The organism is Klebsiella sp. 7-CIP_Kleb. (assembly GCF_050378655.1).
Taxonomy (GTDB): Bacteria; Pseudomonadota; Gammaproteobacteria; order Enterobacterales; family Enterobacteriaceae; genus Klebsiella; species Klebsiella quasipneumoniae.
The window spans coordinates 1-13,573 of the sequence record NZ_JBNRLJ010000004.1 but is presented as its reverse complement, the minus strand read 5'-3'; the positions used below and the strand labels follow the sequence as shown (position 1 = coordinate 13,573).

At 57.0% G+C, this 13,573-nt stretch carries 15 protein-coding genes and 1 pseudogene; 7 read left to right on the top strand and 9 right to left on the bottom strand.

Annotated elements, in window-relative coordinates; translation table 11 throughout:
• Positions 1-80 precede the first annotated feature (80 nt).
• The 3 genes from ACQUTI_RS15610 to tilS are packed head-to-tail and all read left to right on the top strand — an operon-like array spanning position 81 to position 4,037.
• A complete protein-coding gene (locus ACQUTI_RS15610) occupies positions 81-2,234 on the top strand; it encodes a lysine decarboxylase LdcC (RefSeq protein WP_004204462.1) in 2,154 nt (717 codons plus the stop codon).
• A 46-nt stretch (positions 2,235-2,280) separates the two neighbouring features.
• Positions 2,281-2,670 carry a VOC family protein gene (locus ACQUTI_RS15605; protein WP_428923314.1) on the top strand — a complete coding sequence of 130 codons (390 nt, stop codon included), beginning with the start codon at positions 2,281-2,283 and terminating at the stop codon, positions 2,668-2,670.
• Positions 2,671-2,723: 53 nt separating this feature from the next.
• Positions 2,724-4,037, top strand: coding sequence for a tRNA lysidine(34) synthetase TilS (gene tilS, locus ACQUTI_RS15600; RefSeq protein ID WP_135699303.1), 1,314 nt, complete (start codon positions 2,724-2,726; stop codon positions 4,035-4,037).
• Positions 4,038-4,049: 12 nt separating this feature from the next.
• Here the strand turns inward: tilS and rof are convergent, their stop codons facing one another.
• Positions 4,050-4,310 (bottom strand): Rho-binding antiterminator, encoded by a 261-nt coding sequence (gene rof / locus ACQUTI_RS15595; protein ID WP_002889424.1) that lies wholly within the window; start codon positions 4,308-4,310, stop codon positions 4,050-4,052.
• Positions 4,297-4,497 (bottom strand): YaeP family protein, encoded by a 201-nt coding sequence (locus ACQUTI_RS15590; RefSeq protein WP_080936164.1) that lies wholly within the window; start codon positions 4,495-4,497, stop codon positions 4,297-4,299. The genes rof and ACQUTI_RS15590 overlap by 14 nt, the downstream gene beginning before the upstream one ends.
• 196 nt (positions 4,498-4,693) lie before the next feature.
• On the opposite strand from ACQUTI_RS15590, the gene ACQUTI_RS15585 reads away from it, so the two are divergent.
• From ACQUTI_RS15585 to nlpE, 3 genes are read left to right on the top strand one after another with little or no spacing between them, the layout of a single operon-like run.
• Complete coding sequence (locus tag ACQUTI_RS15585; RefSeq protein WP_004204466.1) at positions 4,694-5,239, top strand: YaeQ family protein; 546 nt, start codon at positions 4,694-4,696, stop codon at positions 5,237-5,239.
• On the top strand, positions 5,236-5,649 hold the full coding sequence (arfB, locus tag ACQUTI_RS15580; protein ID WP_004204468.1) for an alternative ribosome rescue aminoacyl-tRNA hydrolase ArfB: 414 nt from the start codon (positions 5,236-5,238) through the stop codon (positions 5,647-5,649). The genes ACQUTI_RS15585 and arfB overlap by 4 nt, the downstream gene beginning before the upstream one ends.
• A gap of 42 nt (positions 5,650-5,691) precedes the next feature.
• The gene (nlpE, locus tag ACQUTI_RS15575; RefSeq protein WP_004204471.1) at positions 5,692-6,390 is read left to right on the top strand and encodes an envelope stress response activation lipoprotein NlpE; all 699 of its coding nucleotides are present in this window, start codon (positions 5,692-5,694) and stop codon (positions 6,388-6,390) included.
• Between the two features lie 187 nt (positions 6,391-6,577).
• Here the strand turns inward: nlpE and ACQUTI_RS15570 are convergent.
• The 7 genes and pseudogenes from ACQUTI_RS15570 to metN form a co-directional block, all read right to left on the bottom strand.
• Positions 6,578-6,871: pseudogene (locus tag ACQUTI_RS15570) on the bottom strand (YaeF family permuted papain-like enzyme); the annotation flags it as partial.
• Positions 6,872-6,929: 58 nt separating this feature from the next.
• On the bottom strand, positions 6,930-8,648 hold the full coding sequence (gene proS, locus ACQUTI_RS15565) for a proline--tRNA ligase (RefSeq protein ID WP_004204474.1): 1,719 nt from the start codon (positions 8,646-8,648) through the stop codon (positions 6,930-6,932).
• A 112-nt stretch (positions 8,649-8,760) separates the two neighbouring features.
• Positions 8,761-9,468: a tRNA (N6-threonylcarbamoyladenosine(37)-N6)-methyltransferase TrmO gene (gene tsaA / locus ACQUTI_RS15560; protein ID WP_043521946.1), complete on the bottom strand. Its 708-nt coding sequence runs from the start codon at positions 9,466-9,468 to the stop codon at positions 8,761-8,763.
• Entirely contained in the window at positions 9,465-9,872 is a 408-nt protein-coding gene (gene rcsF / locus ACQUTI_RS15555) for an Rcs stress response system protein RcsF (RefSeq protein WP_004204477.1), read from the bottom strand. The genes tsaA and rcsF overlap by 4 nt, the downstream gene beginning before the upstream one ends.
• 107 nt (positions 9,873-9,979) lie before the next feature.
• On the bottom strand, positions 9,980-10,795 hold the full coding sequence (gene metQ, locus ACQUTI_RS15550) for a methionine ABC transporter substrate-binding lipoprotein MetQ (protein WP_087771109.1): 816 nt from the start codon (positions 10,793-10,795) through the stop codon (positions 9,980-9,982).
• A 43-nt stretch (positions 10,796-10,838) separates the two neighbouring features.
• Positions 10,839-11,492, bottom strand: a complete 654-nt coding sequence (locus tag ACQUTI_RS15545) for a methionine ABC transporter permease MetI (RefSeq protein ID WP_004204478.1) — start codon at positions 11,490-11,492, stop codon at positions 10,839-10,841.
• Positions 11,485-12,516, bottom strand: coding sequence for a methionine ABC transporter ATP-binding protein MetN (gene metN, locus ACQUTI_RS15540; protein WP_002889450.1), 1,032 nt, complete (start codon positions 12,514-12,516; stop codon positions 11,485-11,487). The genes ACQUTI_RS15545 and metN overlap by 8 nt, the downstream gene beginning before the upstream one ends.
• Positions 12,517-12,704: 188 nt before the next feature.
• On the opposite strand from metN, the gene gmhB reads away from it, so the two are divergent.
• Complete coding sequence (gene gmhB / locus ACQUTI_RS15535; RefSeq protein ID WP_004204479.1) at positions 12,705-13,271, top strand: D-glycero-beta-D-manno-heptose 1,7-bisphosphate 7-phosphatase; 567 nt, start codon at positions 12,705-12,707, stop codon at positions 13,269-13,271.
• The last annotated feature ends 302 nt before the right edge of the window (positions 13,272-13,573 follow it).

Here is a 13,573-nt window from a genome sequence, read left to right as displayed (position 1 = left end):
TTTTCCGGCCCTTTTTTTATGTGCGATGCGCCCAGGGGATTGCTATGATGCTGGACTTAGGTGAATACCAGGAGGAAAGCGTGAATATCATCGCCATCATGGGGCCTCACGGCGTCTATCACAAAGACGAGCCGATCAAAGAACTGGAAGCGGCGCTGCAGCGCCAGGGCTTTCAGACCATCTGGCCGCAAAACAGCGCCGACCTGCTGCAGTTTATCGAGCACAACCCGCGCATCTGCGGCGTGATCTTCGACTGGGATGAGTACAGCGTCGATCTGTGCAGCGATATCAATCAGCTCAATGAATATCTGCCTCTGTACGCCTTTATTAATGCCCACTCGACGATGGATGTCAGCAGTCAGGATCTGCGCATGACGCTGTGGTTCTTCGAATATGCGCTGGGACTCTCCGAAGAGATCGCCACCCGCATCGGGCAGTATACCCGCGAGTACCTGGACAATATCACCCCGCCGTTTACCCGCGCGCTGTTTAACTATGTGCAGGAGGGTAAATATACCTTTTGTACGCCGGGTCATATGGGCGGCAGCGCCTATCAGAAAAGCCCAGTGGGCTGCCTGTTCTATGACTTTTTTGGCGGGAATACGCTGAAGGCGGATGTCTCGATTTCGGTCACCGAGCTGGGCTCCCTGCTGGATCATACCGGCCCGCATCTGGAGGCGGAGGAGTATATCGCTCGCGCCTTTGGCGCCGAGCAAAGCTATATGGTGACCAACGGTACCTCAACGTCCAATAAAATTGTCGGCATGTACTCGGCGCCCGCCGGCAGCACGCTGCTGATTGACCGTAACTGTCACAAATCGCTGGCCCACCTGCTGATGATGAGCGATGTGGTTCCCCTGTGGCTGAAGCCGACCCGCAACGCGCTGGGGATCCTCGGCGGTATCCCCCGGCGCGAGTTTACCCGCGACAGTATTCAGCAGAAAGTGCGCGACACGGGCGGGGCGCAGTGGCCCGTGCATGCGGTGATCACCAACTCCACCTACGATGGCCTGCTCTACAACACCACCTGGCTTAAAGAGACGCTCGACGTCCCGTCGATCCATTTCGATTCCGCCTGGGTGCCGTATACCCATTTCCATCCGATATATCAGGGGAAAAGCGGCATGAGCGGTGAGCGGATCCCCGGTAAAGTCATCTTCGAGACGCAGTCGACGCATAAGATGCTGGCCGCGCTGTCGCAGGCCTCGTTGATCCACATTAAGGGCAACTATGATGAAGAGACCTTTAATGAAGCCTTTATGATGCATACCTCTACATCGCCGAGCTACCCCATCGTCGCGTCGATTGAGACCGCGGCGGCGATGCTGCGCGGTAACTCCGGTAAGCGCCTGATCCAGCGCTCCATTGAGCGGGCGCTGGACTTCCGTAAAGAGGTGCAGCGACTGCGCGAAGAGTCGGACGGCTGGTTCTTTGATATCTGGCAGCCGGAAGCGGTGGATAAAGCCGAGTGCTGGCCGGTAGCGCCGGGCGAAGACTGGCACGGTTTCAAAGATGCCGATGCGGATCATATGTATCTCGATCCGGTGAAGGTCACCATTCTGACGCCGGGCATGGACGAGCAGGGGAATATGGATGAAGAGGGGATCCCGGCGGCGCTGGTGGCGAAGTTCCTCGACGAGCGGGGCGTGGTGGTAGAGAAAACGGGCCCCTACAACCTGCTGTTCCTCTTTAGCATCGGTATCGATAAAACCCGGGCGATGGGGCTGCTGCGCGGCCTGACCGAGTTTAAGCGTGCCTACGATCTCAATCTGCGGGTGAAGAATATGCTGCCGGATCTGTACGCCGAAGATCCCGACTTCTACCGCAATATGCGGATCCAGGATCTGGCGCAGGGGATCCACCGCTTGATCCGCCAGCACCAGCTGCCGCAGCTGATGCTCAGCGCCTTTGACGTCCTGCCGGAAATGAAAATGACGCCGCATCATGCCTGGCAGCGCCAGATTAAAGGTGAGGTGGAAACCATTGAACTGGAGAACCTGGTGGGCCGGATTTCGGCCAACATGATCCTCCCTTATCCGCCGGGGGTACCGCTGCTGATGCCAGGAGAGATGATCACGGAGGAGAGCCGGGCGGTGCTCGACTTCCTGCTGATGCTCTGCTCCATAGGACGTCATTACCCGGGGTTTGAGACCGATATTCACGGCGCGAAGCGCGATGAGGACGGCGTTTATCGGGTACGAGTCTTAAAAAATGACGAAAGGCTTGCGCGTTAACGGCGCGCACGAGTAACGTGGCTGGCTTAACAGAAGGAGTTTGACCATGCTGGGTTTGAAACGGGTTCACCATATTGCCATCATTGCGACCGACTACGCCCGCAGTAAAGCGTTCTATTGCGATACTCTGGGGTTTACGCTGCAAAGCGAGTTTTATCGCGCCGAGCGTGACTCCTGGAAAGGCGATCTGGCGCTCAACGGCGAGTATGTGATTGAGCTGTTCTCGTTCCCGTTTCCGCCGGCCCGCCCCAGTCGTCCGGAAGCCTGCGGGCTGCGTCATCTGGCCTTTAGCGTGTATGATATCGACGCGGCGGTAGCGCATTTGACTGCGCATGGCGTGGAGTGCGAAGCGATTCGCGTCGATCCCTTTACCGGTAAACGTTTTACCTTCTTTAGCGATCCGGACGACCTGCCGCTGGAAATATATCAGCAGTAAACCTTGCCAGCGCGACCCTGGCCCGGTAACGTGCCGGGCCATCACTTCTCGGTATGTTTGTGGTTATGACGGCTGACATTGCGCATACGCTTCATCCCCATCGCCAGCTGCTGGTGGCCTTCAGCGGCGGTCTGGACTCGACGGTTCTTCTGCATCAGCTGGTGCTGCTGCGGGAACAGGATCCCTCGCTGACGCTGCGGGCGGTACATGTTCACCACGGCCTTAGCGCCCACGCAGACGACTGGGTGGCGCACTGTCGGCAGATTTGCCAGCAGTGGCAGGTGCCGTTGGTGGTGCATCGCGTGACGTTAGCCCGGGGCGGCCTGGGCGTCGAGGCCCATGCCCGTGCGGCGCGCTATCAGGCCTTTCAGGATACGCTCAATGCCGGCGAGGTGTTAGTGACCGCCCAGCACCAGGATGACCAGTGCGAAACGCTGTTGCTGGCGTTAAAACGCGGCAGCGGTCCTACTGGTCTGTCGGCGATGGCGCCATCCTCTGCCTTTGCCGAGAGCCGACTACTGCGTCCTCTCCTCAATGAAACCCGCGAATCGCTACGCCAGTGGGCGCTCGCCCATCAGTTGTCGTGGATTGAAGATGAGAGTAATCAGGACGATACCTATGACCGCAACTTTCTGCGCCTGCGGGTGATCCCGCTGCTGCGCGAGCGCTGGCCGCACTTTAGCGAGGCCGTCGCCCGCAGCGCCAGCCTGTGCGCCGAGCAGGAGCAACTGCTGGACGAGATACTGGCGGCGGAGCTCGCGTCGCTGGCGGCCGAAGACGGGTCGCTGGCTATCGCACCACTGACGTCGATGAGTTCTCCCCGCCGCGCGGCGCTGCTGCGTCGCTGGCTCGCCGGGCAGCGGGCGCCGATGCCTGCCCGCGAGGTGCCGGAGCGCCTCTGGCACGAGGTGGCGCTGGCGCGGGAAGATGCCAGCCCCTGCCTGCGGTTGGGGGAATTTACCGTCCGTCGTTTTCAGCAGCGCTTGTACTGGGTGAGATATGTACCCGGGCAGGCGGATAGCGTCCAGCACTGGCCCGACTGGCGCCAGCCGCTGCGGCTGGCGGACGGTCTCGGCGAGCTGATGCTGCAGCCGGGCGGTAGGCTGCGCCCGCCCTCGGCGGATGAGCCGATCACCGTCCGCTTTCGCGCCAGCGGCAATCTGCATATCGTCGGGCGTCATGGCGGCCGTAAGCTAAAGAAGATCTGGCAGGAGCTGGGCGTTGCTCCGTGGCGACGAGACACCACGCCGCTGCTGTTTTACGGTGAAACGCCGATTGCCGCAGCGGACAATCTGTTTGTGACCCACGAAGGTGAAGTCAAAGACGGGGAAGGGATCAGTCTGACATGGAGGAAAACGGGCGGTTAAGCCCGTTTTGATTCAGGATTCGCTCACCACCACGGTGCCGATTTCCGGGTGACTGAAGCTGGCGATTTTATCCAGGCGCAGCTCGCGGACGTTGCCGGCGAGTTCGACCACCAGATACTCGATATTTTTACGCGAGATTAGATCGCTGGCCTTCGCCTGCAGCTGTTCGCCATCCTTCAGCGCCAGCGTCAGCACCAGGTGATGCTGGCAGGCCAGCTCCAGGTTGTCGTAATCATCGCAGTTAATGGGTTGATAAGTATCATTCATTGACATAATCGCTCACCAGTAAGTTTGCTGCCGCATAAGCGGCCTTTTCCCTGACTGACTCCGAAAGGGCCTCATCCGCCGCAATCTCATTCAATACTTTCAACACGCAACCCAGCGCATTCGGGATATACCCTAAGTCTCCGCTGGCTATTTCCGCATACCGCTTGCGTATTAACTCACAATAGTGGTCCACATGCCCTCCTGTCAGCGTTCTGACTCAACCGTGGGATGCAAGTTTAAGCCTACGAAGATAAACTCTGTTTAGCAAGGGAACTATATCATAGTCATTTAAGCAATTTCAGCAGGATGAAACAGGTTGCTGCGATTGCTGACAGCCTTTTGCCGCCAGTTTCGCTACAATGTACGCCATTTTTTTCAGGAGTTTATTCATGGCGCTGAAAGCGACGATATATAAAGCCGCGGTGAATGTAGCCGATCTGGATCGCAACCAGTTTCTGGATGCTAACCTGACGCTGGCGCAGCACCCGTCGGAAACCCAGGAGCGCATGATGCTGCGCCTGCTGGCGTGGATCAAATATGCCGATGAACGGCTGCAGTTTACGCGCGGCCTCTCGTCAGACGACGAGCCGGAGCTGTGGCTGCTTAACGATCATCTCGGGGTTGATCTGTGGATCGAGCTGGGGCTGCCGGACGAGAAACGTATCAAGAAAGCCTGCTCGCGGGCGCAGGCGGTGGCGTTGTTCGCCTATAACAGCCGGGCGGCTGAAATCTGGTGGCAGCAAAATCAGAACAAGCTTGCGGCGTACCCGAAGCTGACCATCTGGTATCTTGATGATGCCCAGCTGGCGCAGCTTAGCGCTTTTGCCGACCGCACGATGACGCTGCAGGCCACTTTGCAGGAGGGGAGCATCTGGTTATCCGATGCTCAGAATAATCTGGAAATTCAGCTTACCGCCTGGCAAGCGCCGGCATGATTACTATCAGCCGCAGTGTGGCCATTGCTGACAACGAGATCACGCTGGAAGGTATTCGCGCCCAGGGGGCCGGGGGCCAGCACGTGAACAAAGCGTCGACCGCGATCCATCTGCGCTTCGATATTAAAGCCTCGAGCCTGCCGGCGTTTTACAAAGAGCGCCTGCTCGCCGCCAGCCATCACTTAATTTCTGCTGACGGTGTGGTTATCATTAAGGCTCAGGAATACCGCAGTCAGGAGATGAACCGCGAAGCGGCGATCGCCCGGCTGGTGGCCCTTATCAAAGAATTAACCGCAGTGCAAAAAAGTCGCCGGGAGACGCGACCGACTCGGGCATCCAAAGAGCGTCGCCTTGCTTCTAAGGCGCAAAAGTCCTCAGTCAAGGCGCTGCGTGGAAAAGTTCGCCAGTGAAGGCGTAGGCGAACGGGTGGAATGGATCATAAGGAAAGTAGAGTGAAGAAAATCATATTCTCCGTGATAGCGGCCTGTTCGCTGTTCGCGCTGTTTGGTTGTAACCATCGCGCCGAAAATGACACGGTTCAGCCGGCAGCGATGGAAGAGCTCAAACCGATGCAGCAAAGCTGGCGTGGGGTGCTGCCCTGCGCGGATTGCGAAGGCATCGACACCTCGCTGTTCCTGGAAAAAGACGGTACCTGGGTGATGAATGAGCACTACCAGGGCGCTGGTCGTGAACCATCTTCCTTTGCCTCTTACGGCACCTGGGCGCGTACGGCGGATAAGCTGGTACTGACCAACAGCAAGGGCGAAAAATCGTACTTTCGCGCGAAGGGCGACAAGCTGGAGATGCTCGACCGCAACGGGAGTCCCATTCAGTCTCCTCTCAACTATACCCTGGAGCCGGTGAAGGCCAGCCTGCCGACCACCCCGATGGCGATGCGTGGCATGTACTTCTATATGGCCGATGCGGCAACCTTTACTGATTGCGCGACCGGTAAACGCGTCGCGGTGGCGAACAATGCCCAGCTTGAGCGGGATTATGCCGCTGCCCGCGGCAATGATTCACGTCCGGTTCTGCTGGTGGTGGAAGGGCACTTTACCCTCGAGGCGAACCCGGATACCGGCGAAATGATGAAAACGCTGATGACGGATCAGGCCGGCAAATTTATTCCAGGGAAAGACTGCGGACACTGATTGTCCGGCTCCTGCCCGGGGAATGGGCAGGAGATACGCCTCAGCGGTAGCCGGCCAGCGGACTTCGTTCATGGTGGTTTTACCGTCCCCCTTTTCCACCAACCATAGCGCACGAATCATGAGCCTCATGACGGGTGGGAAAGGGCAAATCGTTCTTTTACTCCGCACCGGCCTTCGGTTTGTTCACCAGATACAGCGCGACGTGGCTCACGGAAGAGGGACTGAAGGCGCGGATCCCAAACGAAGTGACGCCGAGGCTGGAGAAGAAGAGCAGGTCGCCGGAACGTAGGTCGCTTTCGGCGATTTCGCGCAGTCCGCTGCCGGCAATCGAGCTGTGGCGCTGGAGGGGGACCGCCCATGGCAGTGAGCGGCTATCGGTCGCGGATGCGGAAGGGGCGTTGCGGCCGACGTCTACAGTGCAGGCGGTAGGCAGGAGCAGGGCGGAGGTCAGCAGCCCGCTGCTGAGAAGAGGTGCAGTCATGGGTACAGTCCTTGTAAAAAAAAGGCCCTGACATCCGTTCAGGGCCCTGGTTGGGTGATTAGCCTTTTATCGCTTTAACCAGATATTCCACAATATCCCCGGTCTTAATCAGCTGCTTCTCACCGTTGCGACGATACTTGTATTCGATATCGTCATTGTCGAGGTTACGATCGCCCAGCACGATGGTGTGCGGGATACCGATCAGCTCCATATCGGCGAACATCACGCCCGGACGCTCTTTACGATCGTCCATCAGCACTTCAATACCCTGGGCGCTCAGCTCGGCGTACAGTTTCTCCGCCAGCTCCTGCACACGGTAAGATTTGTGCATGTTCATCGGCAGGATCGCCACCTGGAATGGCGCAATCGCATCCGGCCAGACGATACCGCGATCGTCAAAGTTCTGCTCAATCGCCGCCGCCACTACGCGAGTGACCCCGATACCATAGCAACCCATCGTCAGGATCTGGTTGCGGCCATCTTCGCCCTGGACCGCGGCTTTCATCGCCTCGGAGTACTTCGTCCCCAGCTGGAAGATATGACCCACTTCGATACCGCGCTTGATAAGCAGGGTACCTTTGCCGTCCGGGCTCGGATCGCCGGCGACGACGTTACGGATGTCCGCGACTTCCGGCGTGGCGACATCGCGGTCCCAGTTGATGCCGAAGTAGTGTTTGCCATCGATGTTGGCGCCGGCGGCGAAATCGCTCATCACCGCCACAGTACGGTCGATAATCACCGGCACCGGCAGGTTCACCGGACCCAGGGAGCCCGGACCGGCTTTCACCAGGGCGCGGATCTCTTCTTCGGTGGCGAAGGTCAGCGGGCTGGCGACCTGCGGCAGTTTTTCCGCTTTCACTTCGTTCAGCTCGTGATCGCCGCGCACCAGCAGGGCAACCAGCGGGGAAGCGCTATCTTCAACCGCTTTCACCAGCAGGGTTTTCACGGTTTTTTCGATCGGCAGGTTGAACTGCTCAACCAGCTCGGCGATGGTTTTGGCGTTCGGCGTGTCGACCAGGGTCATCTCCTGGGTGGCGGCCGCGCGCGGAGTTTTCGGCGCAACGGCTTCCGCAAACTCGATGTTTGCCGCGTAGTCGGAGCTGTCGGAGAAGATCACATCGTCTTCGCCGCTCTGCGCCAGCACCTGGAATTCATGAGAGGCGCTGCCGCCGATAGAGCCGGTATCAGCCTGTACCGCGCGGAAGTCCAGCCCCATGCGGCTGAAGATTTTACTGTAAGCGGCGTACATCGCATCGTAGGTTTCCTGCAGCGATTCCTGCGACGTATGGAAAGAGTACGCATCTTTCATCAGGAATTCGCGGGAGCGCATCACGCCGAAACGCGGACGCACTTCGTCGCGGAATTTGGTCTGGATCTGATAGAAGTTCAGCGGCAGCTGCTTATAGGAGTTCAGCTCGTTGCGGATCAGGTCGGTGATGACCTCTTCGTGGGTTGGACCGAGGACGAACGGACGATCGCCACGATCGGCAATGCGCAGCAGTTCCGGGCCGTACTGCTCCCAGCGACCGCTCTCCTGCCATAGTTCAGATGGCTGAACGACCGGCATTAACACCTCGATCGCACCGGCGTTGTTCATCTCTTCACGCACGATGTTTTCGACTTTTTTCAGGACGCGCACGCCGGTCGGCAGCCAGGTGTATAACCCGGAGGCCAGCTTGCGGATCATCCCGGCGCGCAGCATCAGCTGGTGGCTGATTACCTCGGCGTCGGCAGGTGTCTCCTTCAGAGTGGAGAGCAGATATTGGCTAGTACGCATGTTGTAACGGTTCCAGTTAAACGAGCGGAACAGGCTGGTTGCCCAGCCTGAAACAAAAAAAGTGGTTTAGTTTACCAGTGTGGCAAAGATGCCAAAAGAGAGGAAAATAAAATTAGCGCGCTTCGAGAGCAAAGACTTCAAAACCGGAGGCAGTCACCCGCCAGCGGACGTTGAAATCCAGCAGCCAGACGGCGTAATTTTTACCTGCCTCTTCTTCCTTACGGTAGGCCGGACGCGGATCCTGCGCCAGCACCTCTCGGATAAACGCCTTCAGATGCGGATAACGCTTCTCCAGATGCAAAAGCTGCGTTTCGACCTCGGCGGTAAAACTGACGACCTGATCCGCCTGCGGTGCCTGTTGCGCGTAGCTGGCGTGCGCGTTGGGCAGCGCTTCGGCAAACGGCAGATAGGGTTTGATGTCGACCACCGGCGTACCGTCGACGAGATCGAGGCTGCCGAGCTCCAGTATCACCTGCTCTTTCTGACAGCGAACGCCCTTCAGCTCAACCAGCGACATGCCAATGGGATTGGGGCGAAACGTGGAACGGGTGGCGAAGACGCCCATACGCGCGTTGCCCCCGAGACGGGGAGGGCGCACCGTCGGACGCCAGCCGCCTTCCATGGTCTGATGAAACACAAACAAGATCCACAGATGGCTGAAGCTTTCCAGACCACGCACGGCGTCGGCCTGGTTGTAGGGCGCGATCAGATGGAGTTCTCCGCCGCCGTGCTTGACCAGACCCGGCTGGCGAGGCACGGCAAACTTCTCTTTATACGGCGAGCGGATAACGCCTATCTGCGCGAACTGAAATGCACTCATTGCGCCGATACGTTAAGCGCCGAGCCCAGACAAACCGCCTGACGGTAGCAGCCTGGGGTACCGCTGGTCACTTCGCAGCGGTGCAGCAGGACAGCATTGGCTTTCATTCGTGCGGCATTAATCTGCAGGCGCTTGCGGGCGGTAGGGATATTCGGCGGAGAATCCTGATTCGAAGCCTGGCAGGACTCGCCAGACACTTCACCCAGATCGCGGAACGGTTTACCTACCAGTTCTGACGCATCGGTATAAATACGTACCGGCGCCGGACGGGTTGCGCGTGGTTTGGTCGGCTCCGATTTAACCGGAGGAGTTGCAGTGCTTTGAACAGGCTCGACGGGAGATCTGCTTAGCATGGAACAACCGCTTAACATGAGTGCTATCAAACAGACCGGTAAAGCACGCATAATATTTCCTCAATGAATAAAAAACAGGGCGTTATTGAATCAGGTGCTTGCATAAATGACAAGACGGGCGTGAAGCCCGTCCTGAATGATATTACGGTGAGAAAAGATTACCAGCCTTTCACTGCGCCGCCGTTAAAGATCTTGTTTGCTGCTTCGTAAACTTCATCGCTCTGGTAAGCCTGAACGAATTTTTTCACATTCTCAGCATCTTTATTGTCTTCACGCGCCACGATCAGGTTCACGTACGGCGACTCTTTCCCTTCAACAAAGATGCCGTCTTTCGCCGGGGTCAGGCCAATCTGGCTGGCGTAAGTGGTGTTGATAACGGCCAGCGCAATCTGCGCGTCGTCGAGAGAACGCGGCAGCTGCGGTGCTTCCAGTTCAACAATCTTCAGGTTTTTCGGGTTCTCGACGATATCCAGCGAGGTCGGCAGCAGGCCAACGCCGTCTTTCAGTTTGATCAGGCCCACCTGCTGCAGCAGCAGCAGAGAACGACCGAGGTTGGTCGGATCGTTAGGGACGGCGATCTGCGAGTCCGGCTGCAGTTCGTCCAGCGATTTGATTTTCTTCGAGTAACCCGCGATCGGGTAGACGAAGGTGTTGCCGACAGCCACCAGCTTGTAGCCGCGGTCTTTAATCTGCTGGTCGAGGTACGGTTTATGCTGGAAGGCGTTGACGTCGATATCACCTTTGCTCAGCGCTTCGTTCGGCAGAACGTAATCGTTGAAGGTCACCAGCTCAACGTCAAGGCCATACTTCTCTTTTGCCACTTTCTGCGCGACTTCAGCGACCTGCTGCTCCGCCCCGACGATAACGCCGACTTTAATATGATTCGGATCTTTTTCATCCTGACCGCAACCCACCAGCGCCAGAGAACCGATTAACGCACCAACTGCCGCAAAGGTTTTGAAATTAAAGGCCATGTTATTTCCTTCCTGTAAGAATGAGTGTTGTCTGCCAATAACGTTATTTATGAGTCACAGCCCGGACGATGCGATCGCCAGAGAATTGAATTAAATAAACCAGAATAACCAGCAATACCAGTACGGTATTCATCACGGTGGCGTTGTAGCCGATATAGCCATACTGATAACCAATCTGCCCCAAACCGCCGGCGCCCACCGCGCCGCCCATGGCGGAATAGCCCACCAGGGTGATAAGAGTGATAGTGGCGGCGTTGACCAGACCCGGCAGCGCTTCAGGCAGCAGAACCTTACGCACGATCTGCAGCGGCGTAGCGCCCATTGCCCGGGAGGCTTCAATAAGGCCTGTCGGGATCTCCAGCAGCGCGTTCTCCACCATGCGAGCGATAAACGGCGCGGCGCCCACTGTCAACGGCACGATCGCCGCCTGCAGGCCGATTGAGGTGCCGACGATCACGCGGGTAAACGGGATCATCCAGACCAACAGGATAATGAACGGGATGGAGCGGAAAATGTTCACCAGCGCCGACAGCGTCCGGTACAGTTTAGCATTGGCGACGATTTGCCCCGGACGGGTCACGTACAGCAGCACGCCCACCGGCAGACCAAGGACAAAACCGAAGAAGCCGGAGACAAAGGTCATTGCCAGCGTTTCCCATACGCCGCGCAATAGCAGCCACATCATTGCCTCAGACATAACCCAATACCTCTACTTTTACATGATGTTCCTGCAGCCAGGCGATAGCCGCCTGAGTGTCTTCCTGTGTACCGTGCATTTCAGTCAGCATGATGCCGAACTTCACCCCGCCGGCATAATCCATCTGCGCGCTAATAATGTTGTTATTCACGTTGAAGCGACGGGCGGTTTCAGAAAGCAGCGGCGCATCGACGGAGTGGCCGGTAAATTCCATGCGCAGCATTGGTACGCTATCCGCTGTAGCGGTAGGTTTCAGGCGCGCCTGGTAGTCATCCGGAATATCCAGGTGCAGGGTCGACTGAATAAACTGCTGGGCCAGCGGCGTCTTCGGATGGGAGAAGACTTCGCTCACCGTGTCCTGCTCAATCAACTGGCCGTTGCTAATCACTGCCACGCAGTCGCAAATGCGTTTCACCACATCCATTTCGTGGGTGATCAGCAGGATGGTCAGCCCCAGACGACGGTTAATATCTTTCAGCAGTTCGAGAATGGAACGGGTGGTGGCCGGATCCAGGGCGCTGGTGGCTTCATCGCACAGCAGTACCTTGGGGTTACTGGCCAGCGCGCGGGCAATGGCGACACGCTGTTTCTGACCGCCGGAGAGATTAGCCGGATAGCTGTCGTGCTTATCACCCAGGCCGACAAGATCCAGCAGCTCCGTCACGCGGCGTTTGATTTCTGCCTGTGGCGTGTTATCCAGCTCCAGAGGTAACGCCACGTTGCCGAAAACGGTGCGGGATGCCAGCAGGTTAAAATGCTGGAAAATCATGCCAATCTGACGGCGAGCGCGGGTTAGCTCTTTTTCCGACAGCGCAGTCAGCTCCTGACCGTCAACCTGTACGCTGCCCTCGGTCGGGCGCTCCAGCAGGTTAACGCAGCGAATCAGCGTACTTTTACCGGCGCCGGAGGCACCGATGACGCCGTAAATCTGTCCGGCAGGGACATGCAGGCTGACGTTATTCAGCGCCTGAATGCTGCGATTCCCCTGCTGGAACACTTTGGTGATATTGGAAAGTTTAATCATCAGTTATTTATTATCGTTTAGCCGTTTGCCGTGGCATTTTCTTCTGCCGTATCCAGGCGATGCCTGGCAATGAAATGGATGTTAAGGCATCCAGACGTCTAAATCAATCTGACTCTTTATAATGAGCACTTTCTTGCATGCGGAAACATGCGATACTAACGGCACTAGCCTTTTTCAGGAGCAAACCGGTGGCAAAGTCAGTACCCGCAATTTTTCTCGACCGTGACGGCACTATTAATGTCGATCATGGCTACGTCCACGAAATCGACAATTTTGAATTTATCGATGGCGTCATTGACGCAATGCGCGAACTAAAAGAGATGGGCTACGCGCTGGTGCTGGTCACTAACCAGTCCGGTATTGCTCGCGGTAAATTTACCGAAGCCCAGTTTGAAACGCTGACCGAATGGATGGACTGGTCCCTGGCAGACCGTGGCGTCGATCTGGACGGTATCTATTATTGCCCGCATCACCCGCAGGGTGCGGTTGAGGAGTACCGTCAGACCTGTGATTGCCGTAAACCGCATCCGGGGATGCTGATCTCCGCCCGCGATTATCTGCATATCGATATGGCCGCTTCCTATATGGTTGGGGACAAACTGGAAGATATGCAGGCTGCAGCGGCTGCTGATGTCGGTACTAAAGTGCTGGTGCGTACCGGTAAGCCTGTTACTGAAGAAGCGGAAAAAGCCGCGGACTGGGTGCTAAATAGCCTGACAGAGCTGCCGGCGGCGATTAAAAAGCAGCAAAAATAAGCGTTACGTATAAAAGATGAGCGGTTGAAATAAAATTGTATTTTTCCGCTTGTCATTCCCGGCGGGCTCCCTATAATGCGCCTCCATCGACACGGCGGATGTGAATCACTTCACACAAACAGCCGGTTCGGTTGAAGAGAAAAATCCTGAAAAACGGGTTGACTCTGAAAGAGGAAAGCGTAATATACGCCACCTCGCGACAGAGCGCTAAAGCGCGTCGCAACTGCTCTTTAACAATTTATCAGACAATCTGTGTGGGCACTCAAAGTGACATGGATTCTTAATGTCTTCGGACAATAAAT